We start from the raw sequence: 24,939 nt of genomic DNA, 5'->3' as shown, positions 1-24,939 counted from the left end.
TGCGCCGAGCACCCACCGTAGTCTCGTGCTCACGTTCGCGGGAACGGCCGTGCAGGGGGAGGGGGTTGGGCGTGCCCGGAATCGACGAGAGTCTGCTGGAGGCCATGCGGCTGCCAGGTGCTCGAGGGGCGTCGGTGGTCGACTGGATCAGTGGTCTCGCACTGGGCGCGGTGGGTGACGCACCCGGTGGTGACGCGGAGGCCACGGCGGCGGAGACCGCCGAACTCGCCCGGCTGGCCACCGAGAGCGGCGTCCTCGCCCTCGCCGGCGGCGACGACAGCGGTGGTTCCACCGGCGGCCTCGGCGGGGCCTCCGGCAAGGAACCGCCCGTACAGGACCTGATCATCACGAACGCCGACTCGTACCACCTGCTCAGGTTCGTCACCACGACCTTCGACAGCACCGTGTTCGTGCACTTATGGCTCGACCGCGAGGAAGGGAACCTGGCGCTGGCCCGCATACGGCTGGCCGAGATGGCGGACCGGCTGGTGCTCGGATGACGACATCGACCCCGACACCGTGCACCGAGCAGTCCGCCTCGGCCCTGCTCGGCACGCTCGCGGAACAAGGCGCCACCGGTGCCCTGTCCACCGAGACGGGCATGGTCTACCTCGCCGCGGGACACGTCGTCCATGTCGAATCCGCCGTCACACCCGACCTCGGCGACCTGCTCACCCACAGCGGTGCGCTCGCCCCGGACGGCTGGTGGGAGGCGATCGACCAGGCAGGCCGCCGCTGCCGGGTCGGGCGGCAACTGGTGGACAGCGGTCATCTCGCCGCCGGCGCGCTGGAACTGTGCCATCTGGGCGCCCTGTTCGACGCGGCGTACTTCGTCCTCGCCCACGACGGGCCGCCGCTCCGGTTCCGCCCCGGAGCAGCGCACTGGCTCGGCGCGGTCCGGTCCGTGCCGGTGGACACCGTCCTGCGCGAGTCCAGACGCCGCCGCGAACTGCTGCACCGCATATGGCCCGAACCCTCCGTCGACCGGGCGCCGCTCGCCCGGGTGCCCGGGCCGGACGCCACCGATCTGCCGGCCCGTCGCGGCCGGACCCTCGCCCAGGTCGACGGTGTCCGTACCGCCGCCCAGATCGCGGCAGCCCTCGCCTGCCGCACCTTCCACACCCTCGTGGAACTCCGCCGCCTGGCCGCGGCCGGCCTGGTGGCTCCGGTCGGCGCGGCCACCTCGCCCCCGCCGCTCCCCGAACCGTCCCCAGCCCCAGCGTCCGCCCCCGCCACCGTGTCCGCCGAGCCGGGCCCCGCCCCTCGTCCCCCGGCACCGGACGAGCCCGACACCGCACTGCTGCGACGGCTCCTGCACGCCTTGGAGGCACTGTGATCCGCGCGCGAAGACAGCGTGCCGAAAGGAGACTGCTCATGGCCGTCGAGACCGACGTCCTGGACGAACTGCGTCGGCTCCGTACCCGCATACCCCGGCTGACGGGCTCCCTCGCGGCCACCGTCGACGGACTCGTACTCGCCCACGACGTGCCCGACACCGAGCCCGAGGGACTCGCGGCGCTCACCGCCGCCGCCCTCGGCGTCGCCTACCGCATGACCGACGCCGCCTCCCGGGGAGACTTCCGCGAACTGCTGGTGCGCGGCTCCGGAGGCTACGTCGCCACCTACGCCGCCGGAACCACCGCCGTGCTCACCCTGCTGGCCGAGGACCGTGTCAACGTCGGCCGCCTCCACCTCGAAGGCCGGCGCAGCGGAGCCCGGATCGCCGATCTGCTGGCCACACGCGTGGGCCCGGGCACCGGCCGTCACGCGGAGCGGCCGGCGCCCGAGGAACACCTCGCCACGACGGCCCCGGCCCTCGACCGGCCCATCGGCACCCTCCCGGTACGCACCCCGCAGCGGCCCACGCACCAGCCGCGCCCGCAGACCGGCAGCTGAGCCACCCGAACCTCCTGACCCACCACCGAAGTAGAAGACCGAAGGAAAGGAACCGAGCGCATGGCCAACACGGAGACCGCGCTGAAGGAATGCCTGAGCTCCATCGACGGAGCCACGGCCGTCGCACTCGTCGACTACACCAGCGGCATGGCCCTCGGCACCCTCGGCGGCGGCAAGGACTTCAACCTCGAAGTCGCCGCCGCGGGCAACACCGACGTCGTGCGGTCCAAGCTGCGCACCATGGAACACCTGGGGCTGAAGGAGGAGATCGAGGACATCCTGATCACCCTGAACTCCCAGTACCACCTGATCCGCCTGCTGAAGGGCCGCGGCGGCAGCGGACTCTTCCTCTACCTCGTGCTCGACGCGAGCCGCGCCAACCTCGCGATGGCCCGCCACCAACTGCGCCGTATCGAAACCGACCTGGAGGTCTGAGACCGCACACCGGACGGGAGCCCTCCGCCACGCAACACGTCGCGGAGGGCCCCGGCACGCCGCGGGTGTGGCGGGGGATCAGCCGTGGTACGTGATGTACCCGTTGCGGTCCGGGTCGGAGCCGCTCCGGGTGTAGGAGTGCACGTCGGCACGGCTGCCGGACGACTTGTACACGTAGATCGTGTCCTTGTCGTTGTTCCACATGAAGTTGCAGCTGTCGCGGTAGACGACGTTCTTCGCGTCGGAGTCGGCGCCGTTGCCGCCGCGCAGCTTCACGTAGTCGCCCGGCTGAAGGGTGTGGTTCGCGGTGAAGGTGAACTTGTTACCGGCGGCGTCCTTCACGACGTACCCCTTGAGGTTCACCGTCGTGGAGCGCGAATAGTTCTTGATGGTCAGGTACTCCTGGGCGGTGTTGCCGCCCGAGCAGCGGTTGGAGTCGCTCCCGGGAGCGTCGTACTGGATGCCCCGGATCTTCAGCGCGGAGTTGTACTCGGCGGCCTGGGCCGGAACCGCCGACAGGGCGGTCAGGGCCCCGGCGGCGACGGCGGTGGTGGCGACAAGGCGTATACGCATTGGACGTTCGTCCCCCCTGCATGGCCTTCACGTGAAGGCGATGTGATGGTTCGGTGAAGCATCCGGATCGTACACGGCTCAAATACGCGGCAGGGCGGGTCCGGTGACATTGCCACCGAACCCGCCCCGCGGGTTGTGGGACGCCGGGTGTGAAGCGTCAGGCGCCGCTGGCCCGCAGCATGTCCTCGCGCTCGACGATCTTCACGCGCTCGCGGCCCTCGGGCTCACCCAGGGCCTTCTCCGCCGCGTCCAGCCGGTACCAGCCGTCCCAGGTGGTGAAGCGGATGTCGCGCTCGGCGAGGAACGCGTCCACGGCCTCCAGGGCGGGGGCGGCGGGCGTGTGCAGCCGCTCGTTGCGGTAGTCGTCCAGCAGGTTCGCCACGGTCTCGTTGGCGTCGCCCTTGGTGTGCCCGATGAGGCCGATGGGGCCGCGCCGGATCCAGCCGGTGACGTACGTGGACTGCAGGTGCTCGCCCGACTCCTGCATGACCCGGCCACCCTCGTCCGGGACGGTGCCGGAGTCGATGTCCCAGGGCAGCTTGGGGAGTTTGTCGGACAGGTAGCCCACCGCGCGGTACACCGCGCCCACGTCCCAGGTGTGGAACGTGCCGGTGCCCTTGACGTTGCCGGTGCCGTCCAGCTCGGTGCGCTCGGTGCGCAGGCCGACGACCTTGCCGTCCTCGCCGAGGAGTTCGACCGGGGACTCGAAGAAGTGCAGGAAGAGCTTGTGCGGCCGGTCGCCGGTGTCGCGGATCGCCCAGTTCTCCAGGGTCTTCGCCACCATGTCGGCCTGCTTGTTGCCGCGCCGCGTGGTGATCGAGCCCTCGTCGTAGTCGATGTCCTCGGGGTCGACGATGACCTCGATGTTGGGGGAGTGGTCCAGCTCCCGCAGCTCCATCGGGCTGAACTTCGCCTGCGCCGGGCCGCGGCGGCCGAACACGTGGATCTCCTTGGCCCGGTTGGCCTTCAGACCCTCGTGGACGTTGGCCGGGATCTCGGTCGGCAGCAGCTCGTCCGCCGTCTTGGCCAGGATGCGCGCCACGTCCAGCGCCACGTTGCCGACGCCGAGCACGGCGACCTTCTCGGCCTCCAGCGGCCAGGTGCGCGGCACGTCCGGGTGGCCGTCGTACCAGGACACGAAGTCGGCGGCGCCGTACGAGCCGTCGAGGTCGATGCCCGGCAGGGAAAGCGCCCGGTCGGCCGTCGCGCCGGTGGCGAAGATCACACCGTCATAGAACGCGCGCAGGTCGTCCAGACCGATGTCGGTGCCGTAGTCGACGTTGCCGAAGAGCCGGATCTGCGGTTTGTCGAGCACCTGGTGCAGGGCGGTGATGATGCCCTTGATCCGCGGGTGGTCGGGGGCGACGCCGTAGCGGATCAGTCCGAACGGCGCCGGCATGCGCTCGAAGATGTCGATGGACACACCGGGTTCGGCGGCCACCTCGGACTTGAGCAGGGCGTCGGCGGCGTAGATCCCGGCGGGGCCGGATCCGACGATGGCTACCCGCAGGGGGCGGGGCATGGTCAGGTTCCCTTCGAGCGGCGACAAGCGATCTCGACGGGAAGCCTAAACTAAGGCAAGCCTAAGTCGGTACGAGGGTCCGGTCTATGAGCTCATAAGGCTACTTTATGGCAAGCCCCCAGTACTGCTTATGGCAGGGGCTGCTCCGCCCAGATCACCTTCCCCGCGGGCAGATAGCGCGTCCCCCAGCGTTCCGCGAGCTGCGCGACCAGGAACAGACCCCGCCCGCCCTCGTCCGTCATGGTCGCGTACCGCAGGTGCGGTGAGGTGCTGCTGGTGTCGAACACCTCGCAGATCAGATTGCGGTCGCGCAGCACCCGTACCCGTATCGGCCCGCCGCCGTAGCGGAGCGCGTTGGTGACCAGCTCGCTCAGGATCAGCTCGGTGCTGAACGTCAGATCCTCCAGGCCCCACTCGCCCAGCTGCCGGCTGACCGCCGCTCGCACCTCGCCCACGGCCGCGGGATCGGCCGGCACCGGCCACTCGGCGACCTGGTCGGCGGCCAGCGCCCGGGTCCGCGCGACGATCAGCGCGATGTCGTCGCTGGAACGGGCCGTGAGCTGCGAGTCGAGCACGACCCGGCAGGTGTCCTCCGGAGACGCGTCGGCCCGGCCCAGCGCCTCGCGCAGCATCTCCAGACCGACGTCGATGTCCCGCTCCCGGTCCTCGATCAGCCCGTCCGTGTACAGCACCAGCCGGCTGCCCTCCGCCAGCTCCAGCTCCGCCGTCTCGAACGGCAGGCCACCGAGCCCCAGCGGGGGACCGGCGGGCACGTCGGGGAACTCCACCGTGCCGTCGGGGTGGATCAGCGCCGGCGGGGGATGCCCGGCCCGCGCGACGGTGCAGCGCCGGGAGACCGGGTCGTAGACCGCGTAGAGACAGGTCGCGCCGGTGACCGGGGCGCTGCCCTCGTCCTCTGTCTCGTCCTGGTCGATGCGGCCCACCAACTCGTCCAGCAGGGCGATCAGTTCCTCGGGCGGCAGGTCCAGGGCGGAGAAGTTGTGCACCGCGGTACGCAGCCGGCCCATCGTCGCCGCCGCGTGCAGCCCGTGACCGACGACGTCACCCACCACGAGCGCCACCCTGGCCCCCGACAGCGGCAGCACGTCGAACCAGTCGCCGCCCACCCCCGCCGTCGCGGGCAGATAGCGGTAGGCGATCTCCAGGGCCCCCTGCTCGGGCAGGCTGCGCGGGAGCAGGCTGCGCTGGAGGGTCACCGCCATGCTGTGCTCACGGGTGTAGCGGCGGGCGTTGTCGATGGAGACGGCGGCCCGCGCGACCAGCTCCTCGGCCAGGGCCAGCTCGTCGGTGTCGAAGGGCTCCTGTTTCTCGTAGCGCCAGAAGCTGACCACGCCGAGCACCAGGGCGCCCGCCCGCAGCGGCACGGTGATCAGCGCGTGGATGCCGTACGCGACGATCTGCGCGGAGCGCTCCAGGTCCTGGGCCTGCCAGCCCGGGGCCTCGCCGAGCCGGGGCTCCAGCACCGGGCCGCCCGTGGCGAGACTGCGGCCCTGAGGGGAGGACTCGACGAACCGGATCCGCTCGCCCACCGGGTAGAGCGGCGCGTCCTTGCGGATCCCGCTCACCGCCGTCCGGCTGAGCGCCGCCGCCGCGGTCGGCTGCCCACCGCCCAGCACCGCGTCGAACAGGTCCACGGTCACGAAGTCGGCGAACCGGGGCACGGCCAGCTCGGTGAGTTCCTCGGCCGTGCGGGTCACGTCCAGGCTGGTCCCGATGCCGACCCCGGCGTCGTACAGCATGTTGAGCCGCTCGCGCGCGGTCTCGGCCCGCCCGGACAGCGCCCGCAGCTCCGTGGAGTCGCGCAGGGTGGCCACGCTGCCGGGCGGCACGCCCGCACGGTCCGTGGTCCGCTGGTTCACGGCGAGGAGCCGGTCCCCGACCAGGTGCACCTCGTCCGTGGCCACGCGCCCCGAGGCCAGCAGATCGGCGATGCCAGGGTCGAGACCGAGGCCGCGCACCTGCCGGCCCTCGGCGTCGGTGGGCAGCGCGAGCAGCCGGTGCGCCTCGTCGTTGGCGAGCAGCAGCGTGCCCCCGTCGTCGACGATGAGCACGCCCTCGCGGACGGCGTGCAGCACGGCGTCGTGATGTTCGTACATCCGGGTCATCTCGTGCGGCCCGAGACCGTGGGTCTGGCGCAGCAGCCGCCGGCTCACCAGCGCGGCACCCGCTGTCGCCAGGGCGAGCGCGATCGCCGCGGCCGCGAGTACCAGGGGCAGCTGACGGTCGGCGGTGCCGCCGACGTTCTTGGTCGTGATCCCCGCCGAGACCAGCCCCACGACCCGGCCGTCCGGGCCCTCCACCGGTACCACGGCCTGGACGAGCGGGCCGATCGTGCCCTCGATCTCCTCGGTGAACGACTCCCCGGCCAGCGCCGGGGCGAGCGTCCCGACGAACTTCCTTCCGATCCGGTCCGGCTTGGGGTGGGTGTAACGGATCCCGTCGGTGTTCATGACGACGATGAAGTCGACCTGCGACGCCTCACGGGCGGCCTCGGCGCGCGGCTGGAGTACGGCGGTGGGGTCGGGACTCCGCAGCGCCGCGACGGTGCCCGGCGCGTTGGCGAAGGTCTCCGCGACGGCGAGCGAGCGGTTGCGGGCCTCCTGCGTCGTGTCGTGCCGTACCTGGAGCACCAGCGCCACCACGGCCGCCACGACCAGCAGCAGCACGATCACCACGACGAGCAGGAACACCTGTCCGGCGACGCTGCGTCCGCCCAGCACCGACCGCAGCCCCGCCACCGGTTGCCACCGTGACGAGCCCGCCTCCCGCCGCTGCCGTGTGGACGGCGCAGCGCCGGGCCGCAGGGGCGATCGAGTCCCGGATCGACCCAAGAGTCGGACCATGTGCCCATGTCTACACTGCCCGGCCCCGCGAGGCGAGGGGCATCACCCATGGTGGCAGGGGGTTCTCACCGTTTCGTCACGTCTGCGGGCGTCACCGGGCTCCCCGCCCACCGCATACGGACGACAGAAGGGCGCGACGCACACGGACGACAGAAGGGCGCGACCGGCTCAGGCGCCCAGTGAGCGTGCCAGTTCGGTCGTGGCCCGGGCGATCTCGCCGTCCTCGTCGGCCATCAGCCGGCCGAGCTCGTCGCGCCGGGCCCGCACCGCCTGGCGCGCCGCACGCTCCCACACCACGGGATTCTCCCGGTGGTTGAGCAGCTTCGGATAGACGGCCGCGGTGCTCTCCCACTGCCGGGCGTCGGCGATGCTCTTGAGCAGCCCGATGATCTGGGCCCGGCAGGTCACCTGGGGCTGCTGCGCCAGCTCCCACAGGAACGGAACCGTGGCCGCGGTGGCCTGTTCCACGACGAAACCGAACTGGCAGATCCGTTTCCGCAGGTCGTCGAGGGCGGAGCGGGCGGTGTCGGCGTCGCCCCGGGCGATGCCGTCGAGCAGATGGGGGATGGCCGCCGCCGAGCCGGTGGAGTCCTGGATCTCGCCCCACGGCACGCGGTCCAGTGCCGGAAGGGGCGTCTCGCGGGCCGCTCCGGGCAGGGCGTCGGGGCGCTCGCTGCTCGGGTGTTCCGTCGAAGCGCTGCGCATGGCGAGGGGCCTTTCCGCGGGAGTCGGGTCAGATGGGTGGGCAGGGTGTGGCGGGCCGGGTCGACAACCTGGCCCAGACCGTCTTGCCCGCAGGGGGAGTAGGGGCCCAGCCCCACTCCTCGGACAGGGCGTCGACGATGCAGAGCCCCCGGCCGTGCTCGTCCAGCGAAACGCCGGCCGGGGTGTGCACGGGCGGGTGGTCGTCGGCGTCGGCGACGGTGACCAGCAGGTGCGTCGGATCCAGGAGGAAGCCGAGCCGGATCTCCGGCACACCAGGGCATCTTCGCGCCGCGTGCGTCGCGGCGTTGGCGGCGAGTTCGGTGATGACGAGCGTGGCGTCGTCGCAGCGGTGGTCGAGGGACCAGCCGTGCAGGGTGTCGCGGGTGAAGGTCCGGGCTCGTGCGAACCCCTCCCGGCTGCACTCGACGCGCAGGACGGTCGAGGCGGACAGGGCTCCCGCGAACTGTGGCGGTGTCGCCGGCACCGAGGGTGGGCTGCCGTACGACGGAGCCGGGTACGGGTCGGCCGGTGAGGGCCGGTCCGCCGCGGGAGCGCCTGTGTGTGCCGCAGCCCCACTCGGCGGCCGGAGCACGTGCTGCGCAGGTGATGACACGGCATCTCCCCGATGCGACGTCAGGACGCGGCGTCCGCCCGGGGGTTGACGCCACGGCTATTATCCACGCTGAAGGCGCTCGCGTGCAATTGCACGAGAAATTGCGTGAGAATCCAGCCGTTGTGGGTACGCAAGCCGGGACGAGTTCGGTCGAAGGGACGCGGCCGTGCCCGGAGAGCCGGCCGGCGCAACCTGCGCGGCGGGGAACGAGAACAGCAAGGAGACTGCGGTGCCATCAGTGCGGAACGGAGTGCAGGCAAGCTCGCTGGAAGCCTGCTGGATGAAGAGTCGGCACAGCAACGCCGAGGGCAACTGCGTCGAAGTCGCCTCCCTCGTCGACGGCGGGATCGCGATGCGCAACTCCCGCGACCCCGACGGCCCCGCCCTGGTCTACACATCGGCGGAGATCGCGGCCTTCCTGGCCGGGGCGAAGGACGGCGAGTTCGACCACCTGCTGTGAGGGTGCTGTCCGCGCCCTGAGGGCGAAGCGGAGCCCAACTCCCCACTTCTGCGGGGGCGCTGCGGGCGGATGCGTGAAGGCCCGGTGAAGTGCGATAGTGTTAGTCGCCCTTGTGCCGGTCTGCTGGGAGTCAGGATGTCCGCCGCGTCGCATCGCATCTCCCGTCTGGAACCCTACCTGGACAGGCCCGAGCCCGCGCCGACTCTGCTGAAGATGCTGGTCGGTGTGCAGCTCGCCGGCTTCCGCGGGGACGCCCGGCTCGCCCAGGACCAGGCGGCGCGCGCTGTCGGATTCAGCGCCGCGAAGTTGTCCCGCATCGAGTCGGGCAAGGGCCGCCGCCCGCCGACGGAGAGCGACGTCCGCGCCCTGCTGGAGCTGTACGGCACCGACGAGTACGAGGCCTCCGTGCTGCTCAAGCTGCTGCAGCGGGCCGGGGAGCCGGGCTGGTGGCAGCGGTACGACAAGCGGCTGATGCCCGAGTGGTTCGACCGGCTGGTCGGACTGCAGGAAGCCGCCGCCACCATCCGTACCTTCGAGATCCAGTACGTACCCGGCCTGTTGCAGACCCCCGCCTACACCAAGGCGGTGGTGGAGCGCGGCCTGCCCAACGCGCCGGCCGGTGAGGTGGAGCGGCGGGTCGAACTGCGCAGGCACCGGGCCCGTTTGCTGTCGCGGGCCGACGCCCCGCAGCTGTGGGCGATCATCGACGAGTCCGTGCTGCTGCGCGTCCTGGGCAGCACCGAGGTCATGCGGGAGCAGCTCGCGCACCTCGTCGAGATGGCCGGCCTCTCCAACGTGACCCTGCAGATCGTGCCGTTGAACGTCACCAACGCCTCGGCACCGGCCATTCCGATCACGTATCTGCGCTTCGGCGGCCTCGACCTTCCCGACGTGGTCTACCTGGAGCACATCAAGAGCGCGAACTTCCTCGAGGACCGCGACGAGACCGAGGAGTACCGGATCGCGTTGGACCGGCTCGCGGACGAGGCGCTCAAGCCCCGTGACTCGATGGAGCTGCTGCGCCGGACGATGGAGCAGCGCTACCCGTGACGCACGGATGCCTCGCGCGGCACGGAAGTCGTCCCGCGCGAGGCATCGAAGCGGTCACTTCTCCAGGGGGATCCGCCCGACGCCGCCGAACTCGATCCATTCGTGCGTGAGCTGACGGGGCGCCACCTCGGTGTCCGGGCGCCAGGTGGACACCTCCACCAGCCCCGGCTCCAGGATCTCCAGCCCCTCGAAGTACGTCTCCACGTCCTTCGGTTCGCGCACCCGGCCCCAGTGGCCCTGGGTCGCCTGGTCCATGAAGTCGGTGACGAAGGCCCGGACCTCCGGGTCCTCGCTGACCAGCTGGCACATCACCATGAAGCTGCCGGGCGCCAGTCGTTCCCGCACGCGGCGGGCCACCGCGAGCGGTCCGTCCGTGTCGCTGTCCGGGATGCAGTGGAAGACCGAGTTGAACAGCACGCACACCGGCTCGGAGAAGTCGATCAGCCGCTTGGTGTCGGCGTGCCCGAAGATCAGGTCGGTCTCGCGCATGTCGGCGTGGATCACGGTGGTGCGCTCGTCCTGCTCCAGCAGCGCGCGGCCGTGGACCAGCACCATGGGGTCGTTGTCCACGTAGACCACGTGGGTCGTGGGGTCGATGCGCTGGGCGACCTGGTGCACGTTGTCCTGCGTGGGCAGGCCGGATCCGTGGTCCAGGTACTGCCGGATGCCGTAGTCCTCGGAGAGGGTCTTCACGACGCGCTGGAGGAAGCGCCGGTTGTTCAGGGCGAGGCGGCGCGTGCTGGGCGCGACCTTGTCGAGTTCCTCACACGCGGCGCGGTCGGCCGCGTAGTTGTCCTTGCCGCCCAGGTAGTGGTCGTACATGCGTGCTGCCGTCGGCACGTTCGCGTCGATCTCGGTGGACAGCTGCTTCTCGGAGTGCATCGTTCCCCCTGCAAGGTGCCGCGTCAACGGACTGGCTGGACAGGAAGTACATCCTAGGGAGCGGGAGTTGGAGGGTGCCAGCCCACTGGCGAAGCTGCCCACGATCGAACGACAAGATGACAGCCCGCCCCGCCGCTTATATACCGTGTACAACCATTCATAACCTTTGTGTCACCCGCGTACGGGCGGGTACCCGCAGACGGCAGTGTCGTCCTGTGTGGGAGGTGGGGCCGTGGACACCCCGGCTGACCGGATCGCGGACGTCTGGGGCTCGCGCACCCCCTACGAGCCCGGTACGTCCTGGCCGTCCCGGACCGACACCCACCTGGCGGCGGGGCTCGGCGAGCAGGACGTGGAGCGATGGGTGCAGGCCGCCTCGCTGCTGCACTCCAACGGCGACGCGATGGACATCGCGGTGCGCGAGGGCCGCATCGTCGGGGTGCGCGGCCGGGCCGCGGACCGGGTGAACCGCGGACGCCTCGGTCCCAAGGACCTCTACGGCTGGCAGGCCAACGCGTCCCCGGACCGGCTCACCCGGCCGCTGATCCGCGAGGCCGGCCGGCTGGTGGAGTGCGACTGGGACACCGCCATGGACCGGATCACCTCCCGGACCCGCCGGCTGCTGGACGACAAGGGCCCGGGCTCGATCGCCTTCCACACCACCGGGCAGCTCTTCCTGGAGGAGTACTACACCCTGGCCGTCCTCGCCCGCGCCGGCATCGGCACCAACCACCTGGACGGCAACACCCGGCTCTGCACCGCGACGGCCGCCGAGGCGCTGAAGGAGACCTTCGGCTGCGACGGGCAGCCCGGCTCCTACGAGGACATCGACCACGCCGACACCGTCGCCTTGTTCGGGCACAACATGGCGGAGACGCAGACGGTCCTGTGGATGCGCCTGCTGGACCGCCTGGAGGGCGGCGAGCCGCCCCGCCTGGTGTGCGTGGACCCGCGCCACACTCACGTGGCCCGGCGGGCCGACGTCCACCTCGCTCCCCGGGCGGGCACCAACGTCGCGCTGCTCAACGCGCTGCTGCACGAGATCGTCCGCACCGGCCGCGTCGACCGGTCCTACGTCGACGCGCACACCGTCGGCTTCGACGAGCTCGCGGCCATGGTCGAGAAGTGCACGCCCCGGTGGGCGGCCGGGATCTGCGACGTGCCGGCCGCCCAGATCGAGCGGGCGGCCGAGATCCTCGGCAGCGCCGAGCGGCTGCTGTCCACCGTCCTCCAGGGCGTCTACCAGTCCCACCAGGCCACCGCGGCCGCCGTCCAGGTCAACAACCTGCATCTGATCCGCGGCATGCTGGGCCGCCCCGGCTGCGGACTGCTCCAGATGAACGGCCAGCCCAGCGCCGAGAACACCCGTGAATGCGGTGCGGACGGCGACCTGCCGGGCTTCCGGAACTGGCAGAACGAGGAGCACGTGGCCGACCTGGCCGCCGTGTGGAACGTGACCCCGCAGTCCATCCCGCACTACGCCCCGCCCACCCACGCGATGCAGATTTTCCGGTACGCCGAGCAGGGCTCGATCGGGATGCTGTGGATCACCGGCACCAACCCGGCCGTGTCCCTGCCCGAGCTGTCCCGCATCCGGTCGATCCTCGCCCAGGAGCGTCTCTTCGTCATCGCCCAGGACCTGTTCCTCACCGAGACCGCGCAGCTCGCCGACGTGGTGCTGCCCGCCGCGACCTGGGGCGAGAAGACCGGCACGCTCACCAACGCCGACCGCACCGTGCACCTGTCGGAGAAGGCCGTACAACCGCCCGGCGAAGCCCGCCCCGACCTTGACATCCTCCTCGACTTCGCCGCCCGCATGGACTTCCGCGACCAGGACGACGGACCGCTGATCACCTGGACCGACCCCGAGTCGGCGTTCGCCGCCTGGCAGCGGTGCAGCGCCGGACGCCCCTGCGACTACACGGGTCTGAGCTACGAGCGGCTGCGCGGCGGCAGTGGCATCCAGTGGCCCTGCACCGACGAGACCCCCGACGGCACCGCGCGCCTCTACACCGAGGGCATCGACTTCGCCCATCCCGACGTCTGCGAGAGCTACGGCCGGGACATGATCACCGGGGCGAGCGTGGAGCCCGTCGAGTACCGGTCCCTCAACCCGGACGGCAGGGCGGTCATCAAGGCAGCCGAGTATCTGCCGCCCCACGAGGACACCTCCGCCGAGTTCCCCCTCCAGCTGATCACCGGGCGCACGGTGTACCACTTCCACACCCGGACGAAGACCGCCCGCGCCCCGGAGCTGAACGCCGCGGCGCCGGAGGTCTGGGCGGAGATCTCACCCGCCGAGGCGGCGGCCCAGGGACTCGCCGACGGCGACCTGGTGCGGATCACCACCGCGCGCGGGACGGTCCGGGCCCGGCTGCGCACCACCGCCATCCGTGACGGCATGGTGTTCCTGCCCTTCCACTACGGCTACTGGGACACCCCGGCCGGTCACCGCCCACCCGACGGTGGCCCGGGCCGCGCGGCCAACGAGATCACCGTGACCGACTGGGACCCGGTGTCCAAGCAGCCCCTGTTCAAGGCCGGCGCGGCCCGCGTCACCCTCGTCGCCCGCCGCGCCGACGGCGGCGCGGCACGGCCCGACACGGCGAGGAGCGGCTCATGACCGGTACCGGCATCACCCTGCGCCTCCTCCACGACGGCGAACGCGACCTGGAACAGGACCTGCTGGCCGCAGCCGCACGGCACCGCGCCGACCACGAGTTCCACCACGTCGCCCTGGACATCGCCCGCTGGTCCCGCGAACACGCCCTCCGGCTCGCCGACGCGGGGCGCGACCACGGCCTCGACCTGTCCGGCCCCCGCGACCACCCCTCGCCCGGAGCGCTCGCCGCGCCCCGGCAGAAGGCCTCGGAAGCCCTCGGCCGGCGCCCCGAGGCCGGGCTGCTCCTGCTGCACGACCTGCGCGACCTGCACCTGGAGGCCGCACGCAACTCGCTCCACTGGGAGATGCTCGCCCAGGTGGCACAGGCCACCCGGGACGAGCGGCTACTGGCGCTGGCCGGCGACTGTCACCCACAGACGCTCCGCCAGCTCCGCTGGACCAACACGATGATCAAGATCCTGGCCCCGCAGCTCCTGGCCGGTGTCTGATCGGGTGCGTCACCGTCGCCGCGCGGCGATCAGGGACCGGTACCAGTGGTAGCTGTCCTTGGGCGTCCGCCGCTGTGTGGCGTAGTCGACGCGGACGATTCCGAAGCGCTTGCCGTAGCCGAACGCCCACTCGAAGTTGTCCAGCAGTGACCACACGTAGTAGCCGCGCACGTCCACACCGGCCTCCATCGCCGCCCGCAGCGCGGTGAGGTGGTCGCGCAGGTAGGCCACCCGGTCGGCGTCGTGGACGGCCCCGTCGGGGCTCACCTCGTCGTCCTCCGCCGAGCCGTTCTCGGTGATGTGGACGGGCGGCAGGGCGTCGCCGTACTGCTCCCTCAGTTCCACGAGCAGGTCGGTGAGGGTGTGCGGGGCGACGGCCCAGCCCATGGCGGTGCGCCGCGCATCGGGCAGGGGTACCTCCTCGTACCGGTTGTCCGTCGCGACGCGCCGCGCCAGGTCGCTCTCGCGATACGGGGCGTCGGCCACCACGATCGGCCGGTAGTAGTTGATGCCGAGGAAGTCGAGCGGCTGGGAGGCCAGTTCCAGGTCGCCGTCCCGGCGGAAGCGCTGACCGGTGATCAACGGACCCCAGGTCTCCTCCTCCGTGGCCGGATAGCGCCCCCGGAGGATCGGCTCGGTCCATACGAGGTTGTGCAGGGTGTCGGCCCGGGTCACGGCCGCTTCGTCGGCGGGGGAGCGGGTGGCGGGGAGGTGGTGGTCGAGGTTGAGGGTGATGCCCACCTCGCGCACCCCGGCCGCCCGCAGCGCCCGTACGGCCAGGCCGTGCCCGACCAGCAGGTGATGGGCGGCCGCCAGCGCGCCCTGGCCCTCGCGGGCGCCGGGGGCGTGCCGGCCGACGGAGTAGCCGAGGAAGGCACTGCACCACGGCTCGTTGAGGGTGATCCAGCGCGGCACCCGGTCACCCAGGTGCTCCGCGACGACGGCCGCGTACGCGCCGAACCGCTCCGCGGTCTCCCGCACCCGCCAGCCGCCGCCGTCCTCCAGGGCCTGCGGAAGATCCCAGTGGTAGAGGGTGGCGGCGGGCTCGATCCCGGCCGCGAGCAACTCGTCGACCAACCGCGAGTAGAAGTCCAGCCCTTTGACGTTCACCGGGCCGGAACCGTCCGGCACGATCCGTGGCCAGGCGATCGAGAACCGGTACGAGTCCACGCCCAGCTCGCGCAGCAGCGCCACGTCCTGCGGATACCGGTGGTAGTGGTCGCAGGCGACGTCACCGGTGTCCCCGTTCGCCACCCGCCCCGGGGTATGGCTGTAGGTGTCCCAGATGGACGGCCCGCGCCCGTCCTCACGCACCGCCCCCTCGATCTGGTACGAGGCGGTCGCGGCCCCGAACACGAAGCCGGGCGGAAAACTCGGAAAGTCAGTCATGCACTCAACCATGCCCACCACGCTCCTCGACACCGCGTGAGCCGCCGACCTGGAAATGCGAGAATCAGCCGGAAAGCGAGGGAATGTCCGCAACCGCTGTTCTCGCGGCTCCGGCCGCTTGTCCCGGGAGAAGATCATGGGCGACTATTACGATCTCGGCACCTACAGCCGTCCCGTCACCACCTCCTCCGCCGAGGCTCAACTCTGGTTCGACCGCGCTCTGATGTGGACGTACGCCTTTCACCACGAGGAAGCGGTCGCCTGTTTCGAGAAGGCGGCCGAGGTCGATCCCGAGTGCGCGATGGCCTATTGGGGCCTCGCCTACGCGCTCGGCCCGAACTACAACAAGCCCTGGGAATTCTTCGACGGCGAGGAACTGGCGGAAACCGTCGCCCGCACGCACGCAGCCGTCGAACAGGCCCATGAGAAGGCCGCCCGCGCCACCCCGGTCGAGCGGGCCCTGATCGGCGCCCTGCGGGCCCGCTACCCGCAGTCGCGGGCCGTCGAGGACTGCTCGGTGTGGAACGAGCCCTACGCGGACGCCATGCGCGCCGTCTACGAACTGGCGCCCGACGACCCGGACATCGCCACCCTTCACGCCGACGCCGCGATGAACCTCACCCCCTGGCAGCTGTGGGACCTCAAGACCGGGCAGCCGGCCGAGGGGGCCCGGACCACCGAGGCCAGGGCCGTGCTGGAGGGCGCCCTCGCCACCGAGGCCGGTGTGCGTCACCCGGGGATCCTGCACCTGTACATCCATCTGATGGAGATGTCCCCGACGCCGGAGCAGGCCCTCCCCGTCGCCGACCGGCTGCGGCGGCTCGTGCCCGACGCCGGGCACCTGCTGCACATGCCGTCACATCTGGACGTCCTGTGCGGCGACTACCGCCAGGTGGTCTCCGCCAACAGCGACGCGATCGCCGCCGACGAGAAGTACCACCGGCGGTCCGGCGCGATGAACTTCTACACCCTGTACCGGGCGCACAACCACCACTTCAAGATCTACGGCGCCATGTTCCTCGGGCAGGCCCAGGTCGCCCTCGACACCGCCGCCCAGCTCGAAGCCACCATCCCCGAGGACCTGCTGCGCGTCCAGAGCCCTCCGATGGCCGACTGGCTGGAGGCGTTCCTGGCCATGCGCGTCCACGTCCTGATCCGCTTCGGCCGCTGGGCCGAGATCCTCCAACTGCCCGCCCCCACCGACCCGGAGCTCTACGCCACGACCGTCGCCATGCGGCACTACGCCCGGGGCGTCGCCCTCTCGGCGACCGGCGAGACCGAGCGGGCGGAGACCGAACGCGAGCTGTTCCGCGCGGCGGTGGGCCGGGTGCCCGAGACCCGGATGCTGTTCAACAACACCTGCGCGGACATCCTCGCCATCGCCTCCGCCATGCTGGACGGCGAACTCGAGTACCGCCGGGGCCGCTACGACCTCGCCTTCGCCGCCCTGGAACGCTCCATCGAGCTGGACGACAACCTGCCCTACGACGAGCCCTGGGGCTGGATGCAGCCCACCCGTCACGCCTACGGCGCGCTGCTGCTGGAACAGGGGCGCGTGGCGGAGGCCGAAGCCGTCTACCGGGCCGACCTGGGCCTCGACGACACCCTGCCCCGCCCGCTCCAGCACCCCGACAACGTCTGGGCCCTGCACGGCTTCCACGAGTGCCTGCTCCGTACGGGCAAGACCGGCGAGGCGGCGCTCGTGGCCCACCGGCTCAAGCTCGCGAGCGCGCTGGCCGACGTACCGATCCACGCGTCCTGCTACTGCCGCCTGGACACCGCGTCCGGTCCGCAGCCTGCCGACGGGTGCTGCTCCTGACCTCGGCGGCTCACGGCCGGTACAGGCCCGCCCGCTCCAGCGCCCTGGTCATCGCCGGCCGGTCCTGCTGCCGCCCGCCGGTACCGGCGGTCAGGGACAGCAGCAGCTCCGGGGTCAGGCGGCGGCTCTCCGCGTGGGCCAGCAGGGCCTGCGCGTCCTGGGCCGATGTCGCGGCGTGATCCTCGTCGGCGAGGGTGCGCAGCAGATCGGCCCGGTCGGTGAAGCGGCTCATCCCGCAGTCGAGACCGTCGTCCCTCAGGGTGCCGGGGTAGGGGGCGCGGGCCCACGCCCCGTCCTTGTACCAGTAGACGCAGCCGAGTTCGTACCCGCTGACCAGTTCCTTCAGCTGCTCGTGGGGGAGCCAGTCCGGTGCTCCGGCCAGCATGTCGACCGGCGGCCGGTGCCACTTGACGCCGCTCGACTCGTCCTCGCCGAAGAGCACGTACCGCCCCTCGCCCCGGGACGCGAGGCCCCACCAGGTGCAGCCGGCGTCGTCGAGGTGGAGCCCCTCGTCGTCCACCCAGACGCCCGTGCGGTGGTGGCGCTGCTGCTCGCCCTTCTCGGTGGCCTCCAGTACGGCGATCAGCGCCCAGCGCGCCCACAGCACCTCGGCCGACGGAAGGTCCCCGGGCAGTCCCGGCCGATTGATGGTCATGCGCCGTCCTCCGGGCTCGTCACGCTGATCATGATCAGGGCACAGGATCTCACGCACCGGATGTCCCCGCGGCACGTTTGAGCTGCCCTTTCACGGTCACTCGTGCGGTGACCCCGTAGTCGGACACGACGTGGAGTGAGCGAACCGTGGCTGGAGATCAGAAGGGCAAGGCCAAGGCCGAGCAGGCCAAGGGCAAGGCCAAGGAGACGATCGGCCGTGCGGTGGGCAACGAGCGCCTGACGGCCGAGGGCCGGGCCGAGCAGTCGAAGGGCGACGCCCGACAGGCCAAGGAGAAGACCAAGGACGTCTTCAAGCACTGAGGTCACATGGGTGTGCCGGGTCCCGTGGGGGGACGCGGCACACCGCCCTACCGGGGCGGGCGGATCCAGGCGGATCCGCCCGCCCCGCGTGCTGTGCGTCCCCGCCGGGGTTCTCAACTCGCTCCACCTCTTGACGTGTTGATTGCCGTCCTAAAACATTCGGGAAGCTCGATTGATTCTGCGCGGTTCTGTTCGCTCCCGAAGGGAATCCATGTCCAGCAGACATCGCCTCGCCCGGACGGCACTGGCGATCACCACTCCCCTGGTCCTCGGTGCGGGCCTCGTGACCGTGCCCCCCGCCGCTGCCGCCGACCCGCCCGCGAGCGCGGTGACGGTACGGATCGACCCGTCCTACCGGCAGCAGGAGTTCGAAGGGTGGGGGACCAGCCTCGTCTGGTTCGCCAACATCACCGGCCGCTACCCCGAACCCATCCGGCAGAAGCTGGCCGACATGCTGTTCGGGAAGGACGGGCTCCGCCTCAACATCGCGCGCTACAACATCGGCGGCGGCAACGCCCCCGACGTCCGCAAGGACTACATGAAGACCGGCGCGACGATGGACGGCTTCTGGAAGGCCCCCGCGGGCACCACCAGGGAGGACACCGACTGGTGGAACCCGGACGACCCCGGGCACTGGGACTGGTCCGCCGACGCCGGCCAGCGCTGGTGGGTCGACCGCGTCAAGAGCAAGGTGACCAAGTGGGAGGCCTTCAGCAACTCACCCCCCTGGTTCCAGACCGTCAGCGGCTACGTCTCCGGCGGCTTCGACGCCAACACCGACCAGATACGGGCGGACCGCGTCGACGACTTCGCCACCTACCTGGTCAAGGTCACCGATCAGCTGGAGAAGAAGCACCGCATCAGGTTCGACACCATCGCCCCGCTCAACGAGCCCAACACCAACTACTGGGGCACCCAGATCGGCCCCGACGGACAGCCCACCGGCGGCCGCCAGGAGGGCGCGCACGCCGGCCCCGAACTCCAGCAGAAGGTCGTCCTGGCCCTGCACCGCGCGCTGAAGAAGGCCCGGACCCGCGCCACGATCTCCGCGATGGACGAGACCAACCCCAGCACCTTCGTGCGCAACTGGAACGCCTACGACCCATCCGCCCGGGACGCCGTCGACCAGCTCAACGTGCACACCTACGGCACCGGCATGCGCACCAGCGCCCGCGACAGCGCCAAGGCGGCGGACAAGCCGTTCTGGATGAGCGAGGTCGAGGGCACCTGGGGGACCGGCACCGACTTCACCGGCATGGAACCGGGTCTCGGTATCGCCACCCGGATCGTCGAGGACATGCGTGAACTGGAGCCGTCCGCCTGGGTGTTGTGGCAGCCGATCGAGGACTCCATCCCCCAGGCCCAGGCCGGCAAGAACTGGGGCAGCATCCACATCCCGTTCAACTGCACCTCGACGGACACCCTGGAGACCTGCCCGGTCAAGGCCAACACCAAGTTCCACACCCTGCGCAACTTCACCCACCACATCCACCCCGGCGACCACTTCGTCAAGGCCGACGACCCCTCCAGCGTCGCGGCCGTACGCAAGTCCGGCCGCGGAGCGACGGTCGTGCACGTCAACAACGGCACGACCCCGCGCGCGGTGACCCTGGACCTGTCGAAGTTCCGCCGGGTCGCCCCGGGCGCCACCGTGACCCCCGTCGTGACCAGCGCCACCGGCGCACTCGTCCGCGGCAAGCCCGTCAGGGTCGAGGACGGCTCGGCCACCGTGACCGTCCCGGCGAAGTCGGTCACCACCCTCCTGGTCGACGGCGTCTCCGGCACCGCGAAGGACGCCGCGCTCGTCCAGCCCGGCCACACCTACCGCCTCCAGGGCGCCCAGAGCGGCAAGTCCCTCACCCCGTCCACCGACGGCGACGGCGTCGTCATCCGTACGTCCGACCCGGCCGCCGAGGCGCAGCTGTGGCGCGTGCAGCGGCTGACCCGGGGCGAGGGCAACCGCGACCGCTACGCCCTCGTCAACGCTGCCGACGGCAAGCGCCTGGCCGTACGCGACAACGAGGCCGTACTGGAGGACGAGGACACCCCGGCCGCACAGTGGATCATGTCCACCACCGGCGACGGCACCTGGACCTTCGTCAACGCCGTGACGGGCCGCCTCCTCGACGTCGTCGACCAGTCGACCGCGGACGGCGCGCGTGTCTCGGCGTACCTGCCGACGTCCAACGCCAACCAGCGCTGGGGCGTCATCGACGAGACCGTCCTGCGCACCCGGCCCGCGGCGGCGTTCACCGTCCCCGGGCGCGCCCCCGAACTGCCCGGCACCGTGACGCCCGTCTTCCGCGACGGCGCCCGGGGCGCACTCCCCGTCGAGTGGACGCTGCCCTCCGAGTCGCGCTGGCGCAAGCCCGGCACCGTACGGGTGAAGGGCCGGGCCACCGACGCCCTGGGCCGGACCGTGCCGGCCGAGGCGGTCGTCACCGTGGACACCATCGCCTCGACCCTCCCGGCCCGCGCCAAGACCTACACCGGAGGGCGGCCCGGCCTGCCCGCCACGGTCACCGGCGTAGGACGGCACGGCGGGACGGCCGACCTCCCGGTCACCTGGGACACCGCCCCCGAGGGCTCGTTCGACGACCCCGGCGTGGTGACCCTGCGCGGCACGGCCCGGATACCCGGCGGGGAAACGGCGGCGGCGACCGCACGCGTCCAGGTCACCGCGCCGAAGGAGACCAACGCGGCCCGCGACGAGGGCGTCACGGCCGGCGCGAGCTACACCGAGGGCGGCTACTCCGCCGAGGGGTTGCGCAACGGCACCACCTCCGAGAAGGCCTGGTCGAACTGGAGGTCCGGCACGAAGAACCCGTCCGACACCATCACCTTCACGCTGCCGCGGGCACGCGATCTGACCCGGGTCGTGACGCACTTCCACCGTGACGGCACCAACGTCAGCTTCGCGCAGTCCCTCAAGGTGCAGGTGCGCGGCGCCGACGGCACCTGGTCCGACGCGAGCGACCAGGTCGCCGTCGGCACCGAGGGCACGCCTGTGGCCGACGTCCCCGTGCGTGCCACCGGCCCGGTCACGGGGGTGCGCGTGGTGATGACGGCCCGTCCAGGCGGCTACATCACCCTCGGGGAGATCGAGGTCTTCGCCAAGGGGCCCGGCGCTTCCGCCGACGCCGCGGCCGCGTCGATCGCGGTGGACGGCAAGCCTCTGAGCGGCTTCGAACCGGACCGGACGGACTACCGGGTGGCGGTCGACCGCCCGGACCGCGCCGAGATCACCGCTACCCCGCGTGACCCCTACGCGAAGGTGACGGTCCGGCGGGACACGGCCGGTGGCGAGAGGGCGCACATCGTGACCGTGAGCAGCGAAGACGGCTCACGGACACGGGAGTACCGGATCGCGCTGAGCCGCCGGTGACACACGAGAGCGCGGGGCCCGCACGCCCCGCGCTCTCGTCTTCCGGGGTCAGACCGCCGGGGCCGGGTACGTCGGGTACTCCACGCCGGAGACGTGCTGCACGACGCGGATGACCTGGCACGAGTAGCCGAACTCGTTGTCGTACCACAGGTAGAGGATCGCGTTGTCGCCGTCGACCTTGGTGGCGCCCGCGTCGACGATCGAGGCGTGGCGCGAGCCGATGAAGTCGCTGGAGACGGCGTCGGGAGCCGTGGTGAAGTCGATCTGGCGCTTGAGCGGCGAGGTCAGCGAGACATCGCGGAGGTGGTCGAGGACCTCCTCGCGGGTGGTCTCACGGCCGAGCCGCAGGCTGAGGATCGCGATCGAGACGTCCGGGACCGGGACGCGGATCGAGCTGCCGGTGATCGGCGCCTTGAGCTCGGGAAGCGCCTTGGCGACGGCGGAGGCGGCACCGGTCTCGGTGATCACCATGTTGAGCGGCGCGGACCGGCCGCGGCGGTCGGCCTTGTGGTAGTTGTCCAGCAGGTTCTGGTCGTTGGTGAACGAGTGAACCGTCTCGACGTGGCCGCGCTGGACCCCGAACTCGTCGTCCATCGCCTTCAGCGGCGGCACGATCGCGTTCGTGGTGCAGGACGCGCAGGACAGGATCTGCTCGTCCGGCTTGATCGTGTCGTGGTTGACGCCGTGCACGATGTTGGGCACGTCACCCTTGCCGGGAGCGGTCAGCACGACCTTGTCGATACCGGGGCGCAGGTGCTGCGACAGGCCCTCCCGGTCGCGCCACTTACCGGTGTTGTCGATGAGGATGGCGTCCTTGATGCCGTACGCCGTGTAGTCGACCTCGGACGGGTCGTTGGCGTAGATCACCTTGATGGCGTTGCCGTTGGCGACGATCGTGCTGTTCGCCTCGTCGACGGTGATCGTGCCCTGGAACTGGCCGTGGATCGAGTCGCGGCGCAGCAGCGAGGCACGCTTGACGATGTCCTGCTCACCGCCCCCGCGCACGACGATGGCCCGCAGCCGCAGGCCGTTGCCCGAGCCGGACTTCTCGATGAGCAGGCGGGCCACGAGCCGGCCGATGCGGCCGAAGCCGTAGAGGACGACGTCCCGGCCCTCACGGCGCTCGATCTTGTTGGCGCCCGTCGCACCGGCGACGGCCTCGGCGGTGAACTCCGCGATCGACAGGCCCCTGTCGTCGGCCTGGTAGGCCTCGGCGAGCAGGCCGATGTCGATCTGGGAGGGGCCGAGGTCGAGCGTGGTGAGGGTCTGCAGGAACGGCAGGGTGTCGGTGACCGACAGCTCCACGCCGGCGATCTGCCGGGCGAAACGGTGGGTCTTGAGGATGCTCACCACCGACTTGTTCACCAGGGAGCGGCTGTGCAGCAGGACGGTCACGTCCCGCTCACGGTGCAGCTTCCCGATGATCGGGATCATCGACTCCGCGATCTCCTCGCGGATCTTCCAGTTGGTGAACGAGTCGTCGTTGACAGTCACGAGTCCATCTTTCGAGCTAGGCGGCGCTCATATGTTAAACCGTCGATTCCTCGACCTCGAAGGGGGTGCCTCCTGGGGTGCCTCCCGTCCCCTGTCCGCGGTCCCTCCGCGCGCCCCGCGGGCCAGGGCTTGAGACGATCGAAAACGGATCTTCCATGCGAAAGGGGCGCCCATGGACTACGACTCCGTCGCCGACGAGCTGTACGCCCTGCGTCCGGAGGAGTTCACCGCCGCCCGGGCCTCCGCCATGGCCTCCGCCCGCACCGCCGGAGACCGCGAACTCGCCGAGCGCATCCGCGCGTTGCGCAAACCCAGCCTCGCCGCCTGGGTCAGCAATCTCCTGGTCCGCGGCAGCCCCGGGGAGGTCGAGCCGCTGCTGCGCCTGGGGGAGGGGCTGCGGCAGGCCCACCAGGACCTGGACGGCGCGCAGCTGCGCGAGCTGAGCCGCCGGCAGCACGCGCTGATCCGGGCTCTGTCCCTCCAGGCCCGGCAGCTCGCCCAGGAGGCCGGCCACCCGATCGGCGAGAGCGTGCAGCGCGAGGTCGAGAACACCCTGCACGCCGTCCTGGCCGACCCCGAGGCCGCCCGGGCCTGGGCGAGCGGCCGTCTGGCCAAGCCGCTCAGCGCGGCCGTCGGCTTCCCCGCCACCGGCGAGGGTGCCCGGCCACGGCGCCCCGACCCCGCGCCCGCGGCCGCCCCCTCCCGCCCGGGCAAGAAGGCGAGCGAGCAGCAGCGCCGCAAGCTCGCCGAGGCGCGGGAGGCCGCCGAGGCCGCCGAGCGCGAGCTGCGGGAGCTCCAGGACGAGGCGGCCGCCGCGAACCAGGAGGCGGCGGAGGCGGAGCAGCGGGCGGAGGGCCTTGGGCGACGCGTCGGGGAACTGACCGGCGAACTGGAACAGGCCAGGGGCGAACACCAGCAGGCCCGCTTCGCCGAACGGGCCGCCCGGGAGCGCTCGCGCACGGCCGAGCGCCGGGCCCGCGAAGCCCGGCGCAAGGCCGCGACGGCCGCCGCCCGGCTCGAACGGCTGACGTCGTCAACGCCGGACGCGTGAGCGGCAGGCCGACACGGGCCGGTGCGCGTCCTCCGGAGCCCGCCGGGGCGCCATCATGACGGCTGTGACCGAGCTCACAGCGTGCAAGGAGCCTGCCCCGCAAAGGTTCCACGCCCGACACCAAAATTGAACCGTTCGTTTTCTTGAACCGCTCGTGTTTGTGTGGCTAGGTTGGGCGCATGACCGCTACCGGGAACCCGACCACAGCCGAGGAGCTGCGCGGCGCCGGCCTGAGGGTGACGGCCGCCCGCGTCGCGCTGCTCGAGGTCGTGCGTGTCGGTGACCACCTCGGCGCCGAGGCGATCGCCTCCGAGGTGCGCGGCCGTGTGGGCCACATCTCCGTCCAGGCCGTCTACGAGGGGCTGCACGCACTCACGGCGGCGGGGCTCATACGCCGTCTCGACCCACCCGGCAGCCCGGCTCTCTACGAGGGGCGGGTCGGCGACAACCACCACCACCTCGTGTGCCGGTCGTGCGGGGCCGTCGCCGACGTCGACTGCGCGGTCGGACACGCCCCCTGCCTGACCGCCTCCGACGACCGCGGCTTCGCCGTCGACGAGGCGGAGGTCATCTACTGGGGCCTGTGCCCAGCCTGCTCCACCGCCCGCAGCACCAGCACGTGACCCACCCGAGCGTTCCCGAGCACACCTGATCCACCCGAGCGTTCCGAGCACGTGATCCACCCGAGCGTTCCCGAGCACGTGATCCCCCGAGC

At 71.4% G+C, this 24,939-nt stretch carries 22 protein-coding genes; 13 read left to right on the top strand and 9 right to left on the bottom strand.

Annotation, left to right across the window (positions count from 1 at the left end):
• The first annotated feature begins 71 nt into the window (after positions 1 to 71).
• The 4 genes from ACFZDE_RS31220 to ACFZDE_RS31205 are packed head-to-tail and all read left to right on the top strand — an operon-like array spanning position 72 to position 2,331.
• Complete coding sequence (locus ACFZDE_RS31220) at positions 72 to 500, top strand: hypothetical protein (RefSeq protein WP_391205565.1); 429 nt, start codon at positions 72 to 74, stop codon at positions 498 to 500.
• The gene (locus ACFZDE_RS31215; protein ID WP_391205562.1) at positions 497 to 1,336 is read left to right on the top strand and encodes a hypothetical protein; all 840 of its coding nucleotides are present in this window, start codon (positions 497 to 499) and stop codon (positions 1,334 to 1,336) included. Before ACFZDE_RS31220 ends, ACFZDE_RS31215 begins: the two co-directional genes overlap by 4 nt.
• 38 nt (positions 1,337 to 1,374) lie before the next feature.
• Positions 1,375 to 1,896 (top strand): roadblock/LC7 domain-containing protein, encoded by a 522-nt coding sequence (locus ACFZDE_RS31210; RefSeq protein WP_391001425.1) that lies wholly within the window; start codon positions 1,375 to 1,377, stop codon positions 1,894 to 1,896.
• A 60-nt stretch (positions 1,897 to 1,956) separates the two neighbouring features.
• The gene (locus ACFZDE_RS31205; protein WP_391001428.1) at positions 1,957 to 2,331 is read left to right on the top strand and encodes a hypothetical protein; all 375 of its coding nucleotides are present in this window, start codon (positions 1,957 to 1,959) and stop codon (positions 2,329 to 2,331) included.
• A gap of 78 nt (positions 2,332 to 2,409) precedes the next feature.
• Here ACFZDE_RS31205 and ACFZDE_RS31200 read toward each other — a convergent pair whose 3' ends face one another.
• The 5 genes from ACFZDE_RS31200 to ACFZDE_RS31180 all read right to left on the bottom strand — a co-directional run bounded on the left by ACFZDE_RS31200 (position 2,410) and on the right by ACFZDE_RS31180 (position 8,632).
• On the bottom strand, positions 2,410 to 2,904 hold the full coding sequence (locus ACFZDE_RS31200) for a lamin tail domain-containing protein (RefSeq protein WP_391205559.1): 495 nt from the start codon (positions 2,902 to 2,904) through the stop codon (positions 2,410 to 2,412).
• A 157-nt stretch (positions 2,905 to 3,061) separates the two neighbouring features.
• A complete protein-coding gene (locus tag ACFZDE_RS31195; protein WP_391001434.1) occupies positions 3,062 to 4,426 on the bottom strand; it encodes an FAD-dependent oxidoreductase in 1,365 nt (454 codons plus the stop codon).
• 128 nt (positions 4,427 to 4,554) lie between these two features.
• On the bottom strand, positions 4,555 to 7,290 hold the full coding sequence (locus tag ACFZDE_RS31190) for a SpoIIE family protein phosphatase (protein WP_391205556.1): 2,736 nt from the start codon (positions 7,288 to 7,290) through the stop codon (positions 4,555 to 4,557).
• Positions 7,291 to 7,458: 168 nt separating this feature from the next.
• On the bottom strand, positions 7,459 to 7,995 hold the full coding sequence (locus ACFZDE_RS31185; protein ID WP_391001439.1) for a hypothetical protein: 537 nt from the start codon (positions 7,993 to 7,995) through the stop codon (positions 7,459 to 7,461).
• Between the two features lie 28 nt (positions 7,996 to 8,023).
• On the bottom strand, positions 8,024 to 8,632 hold the full coding sequence (locus tag ACFZDE_RS31180) for an ATP-binding protein (protein ID WP_391001909.1): 609 nt from the start codon (positions 8,630 to 8,632) through the stop codon (positions 8,024 to 8,026).
• A 205-nt stretch (positions 8,633 to 8,837) separates the two neighbouring features.
• Between ACFZDE_RS31180 and ACFZDE_RS31175 the strand changes: the two genes are divergently transcribed.
• Together ACFZDE_RS31175 and ACFZDE_RS31170 are read left to right on the top strand one after the other, a co-directional pair.
• Positions 8,838 to 9,068, top strand: a complete 231-nt coding sequence (locus tag ACFZDE_RS31175; RefSeq protein ID WP_391001442.1) for a DUF397 domain-containing protein — start codon at positions 8,838 to 8,840, stop codon at positions 9,066 to 9,068.
• Between the two features lie 135 nt (positions 9,069 to 9,203).
• Positions 9,204 to 10,118 (top strand): Scr1 family TA system antitoxin-like transcriptional regulator, encoded by a 915-nt coding sequence (locus tag ACFZDE_RS31170; protein ID WP_391205553.1) that lies wholly within the window; start codon positions 9,204 to 9,206, stop codon positions 10,116 to 10,118.
• A gap of 54 nt (positions 10,119 to 10,172) precedes the next feature.
• Here the strand turns inward: ACFZDE_RS31170 and ACFZDE_RS31165 are convergent, their stop codons facing one another.
• Positions 10,173 to 11,000 (bottom strand): SAM-dependent methyltransferase, encoded by an 828-nt coding sequence (locus tag ACFZDE_RS31165; protein WP_391205550.1) that lies wholly within the window; start codon positions 10,998 to 11,000, stop codon positions 10,173 to 10,175.
• 232 nt (positions 11,001 to 11,232) lie between these two features.
• Here ACFZDE_RS31165 and ACFZDE_RS31160 point away from each other — a divergent pair, with 232 nt between their 5' ends.
• Positions 11,233 to 13,623 (top strand): molybdopterin-dependent oxidoreductase, encoded by a 2,391-nt coding sequence (locus ACFZDE_RS31160; RefSeq protein ID WP_391205547.1) that lies wholly within the window; start codon positions 11,233 to 11,235, stop codon positions 13,621 to 13,623.
• Positions 13,620 to 14,111, top strand: a complete 492-nt coding sequence (locus ACFZDE_RS31155; RefSeq protein WP_391205545.1) for a hypothetical protein — start codon at positions 13,620 to 13,622, stop codon at positions 14,109 to 14,111. The genes ACFZDE_RS31160 and ACFZDE_RS31155 overlap by 4 nt, the downstream gene beginning before the upstream one ends.
• A gap of 9 nt (positions 14,112 to 14,120) precedes the next feature.
• On the opposite strand, the gene ACFZDE_RS31150 is transcribed toward ACFZDE_RS31155, so the two are convergent.
• Positions 14,121 to 15,500, bottom strand: a complete 1,380-nt coding sequence (locus ACFZDE_RS31150) for a GH1 family beta-glucosidase (protein WP_391205542.1) — start codon at positions 15,498 to 15,500, stop codon at positions 14,121 to 14,123.
• Between the two features lie 136 nt (positions 15,501 to 15,636).
• On the opposite strand from ACFZDE_RS31150, the gene ACFZDE_RS31145 reads away from it, so the two are divergent.
• On the top strand, positions 15,637 to 17,319 hold the full coding sequence (locus tag ACFZDE_RS31145) for a hypothetical protein (RefSeq protein ID WP_391205539.1): 1,683 nt from the start codon (positions 15,637 to 15,639) through the stop codon (positions 17,317 to 17,319).
• 10 nt (positions 17,320 to 17,329) lie between these two features.
• Here ACFZDE_RS31145 and ACFZDE_RS31140 read toward each other — a convergent pair whose 3' ends face one another.
• Positions 17,330 to 17,974: a hypothetical protein gene (locus tag ACFZDE_RS31140; protein WP_391205536.1), complete on the bottom strand. Its 645-nt coding sequence runs from the start codon at positions 17,972 to 17,974 to the stop codon at positions 17,330 to 17,332.
• A 146-nt stretch (positions 17,975 to 18,120) separates the two neighbouring features.
• On the opposite strand from ACFZDE_RS31140, the gene ACFZDE_RS31135 reads away from it, so the two are divergent.
• Both ACFZDE_RS31135 and ACFZDE_RS31130 read left to right on the top strand, forming a co-directional pair.
• The gene (locus ACFZDE_RS31135) at positions 18,121 to 18,294 is read left to right on the top strand and encodes a CsbD family protein (RefSeq protein ID WP_078615249.1); all 174 of its coding nucleotides are present in this window, start codon (positions 18,121 to 18,123) and stop codon (positions 18,292 to 18,294) included.
• Positions 18,295 to 18,505: 211 nt separating this feature from the next.
• On the top strand, positions 18,506 to 21,679 hold the full coding sequence (locus ACFZDE_RS31130) for an RICIN domain-containing protein (protein ID WP_391205532.1): 3,174 nt from the start codon (positions 18,506 to 18,508) through the stop codon (positions 21,677 to 21,679).
• Between the two features lie 48 nt (positions 21,680 to 21,727).
• Here the strand turns inward: ACFZDE_RS31130 and ACFZDE_RS31125 are convergent, their stop codons facing one another.
• Entirely contained in the window at positions 21,728 to 23,173 is a 1,446-nt protein-coding gene (locus ACFZDE_RS31125; protein WP_391205529.1) for a glyceraldehyde-3-phosphate dehydrogenase, read from the bottom strand.
• A 172-nt stretch (positions 23,174 to 23,345) separates the two neighbouring features.
• Here ACFZDE_RS31125 and ACFZDE_RS31120 point away from each other — a divergent pair, with 172 nt between their 5' ends.
• Together ACFZDE_RS31120 and ACFZDE_RS31115 are read left to right on the top strand one after the other, a co-directional pair.
• Entirely contained in the window at positions 23,346 to 24,224 is an 879-nt protein-coding gene (locus ACFZDE_RS31120; RefSeq protein ID WP_391205526.1) for a hypothetical protein, read from the top strand.
• 179 nt (positions 24,225 to 24,403) lie between these two features.
• Positions 24,404 to 24,847 (top strand): transcriptional repressor, encoded by a 444-nt coding sequence (locus ACFZDE_RS31115; protein ID WP_391205523.1) that lies wholly within the window; start codon positions 24,404 to 24,406, stop codon positions 24,845 to 24,847.
• Positions 24,848 to 24,939 lie beyond the last annotated feature (92 nt).

It is taken from the genome of Streptomyces sp. NPDC007929 (genome assembly GCF_042959065.1).
GTDB lineage: Bacteria > Actinomycetota > Actinomycetes > Streptomycetales > Streptomycetaceae > Streptomyces.
The sequence above is the reverse complement of the archived record's forward strand: the minus strand, read 5'-3'. Positions and strand labels throughout refer to the sequence as shown.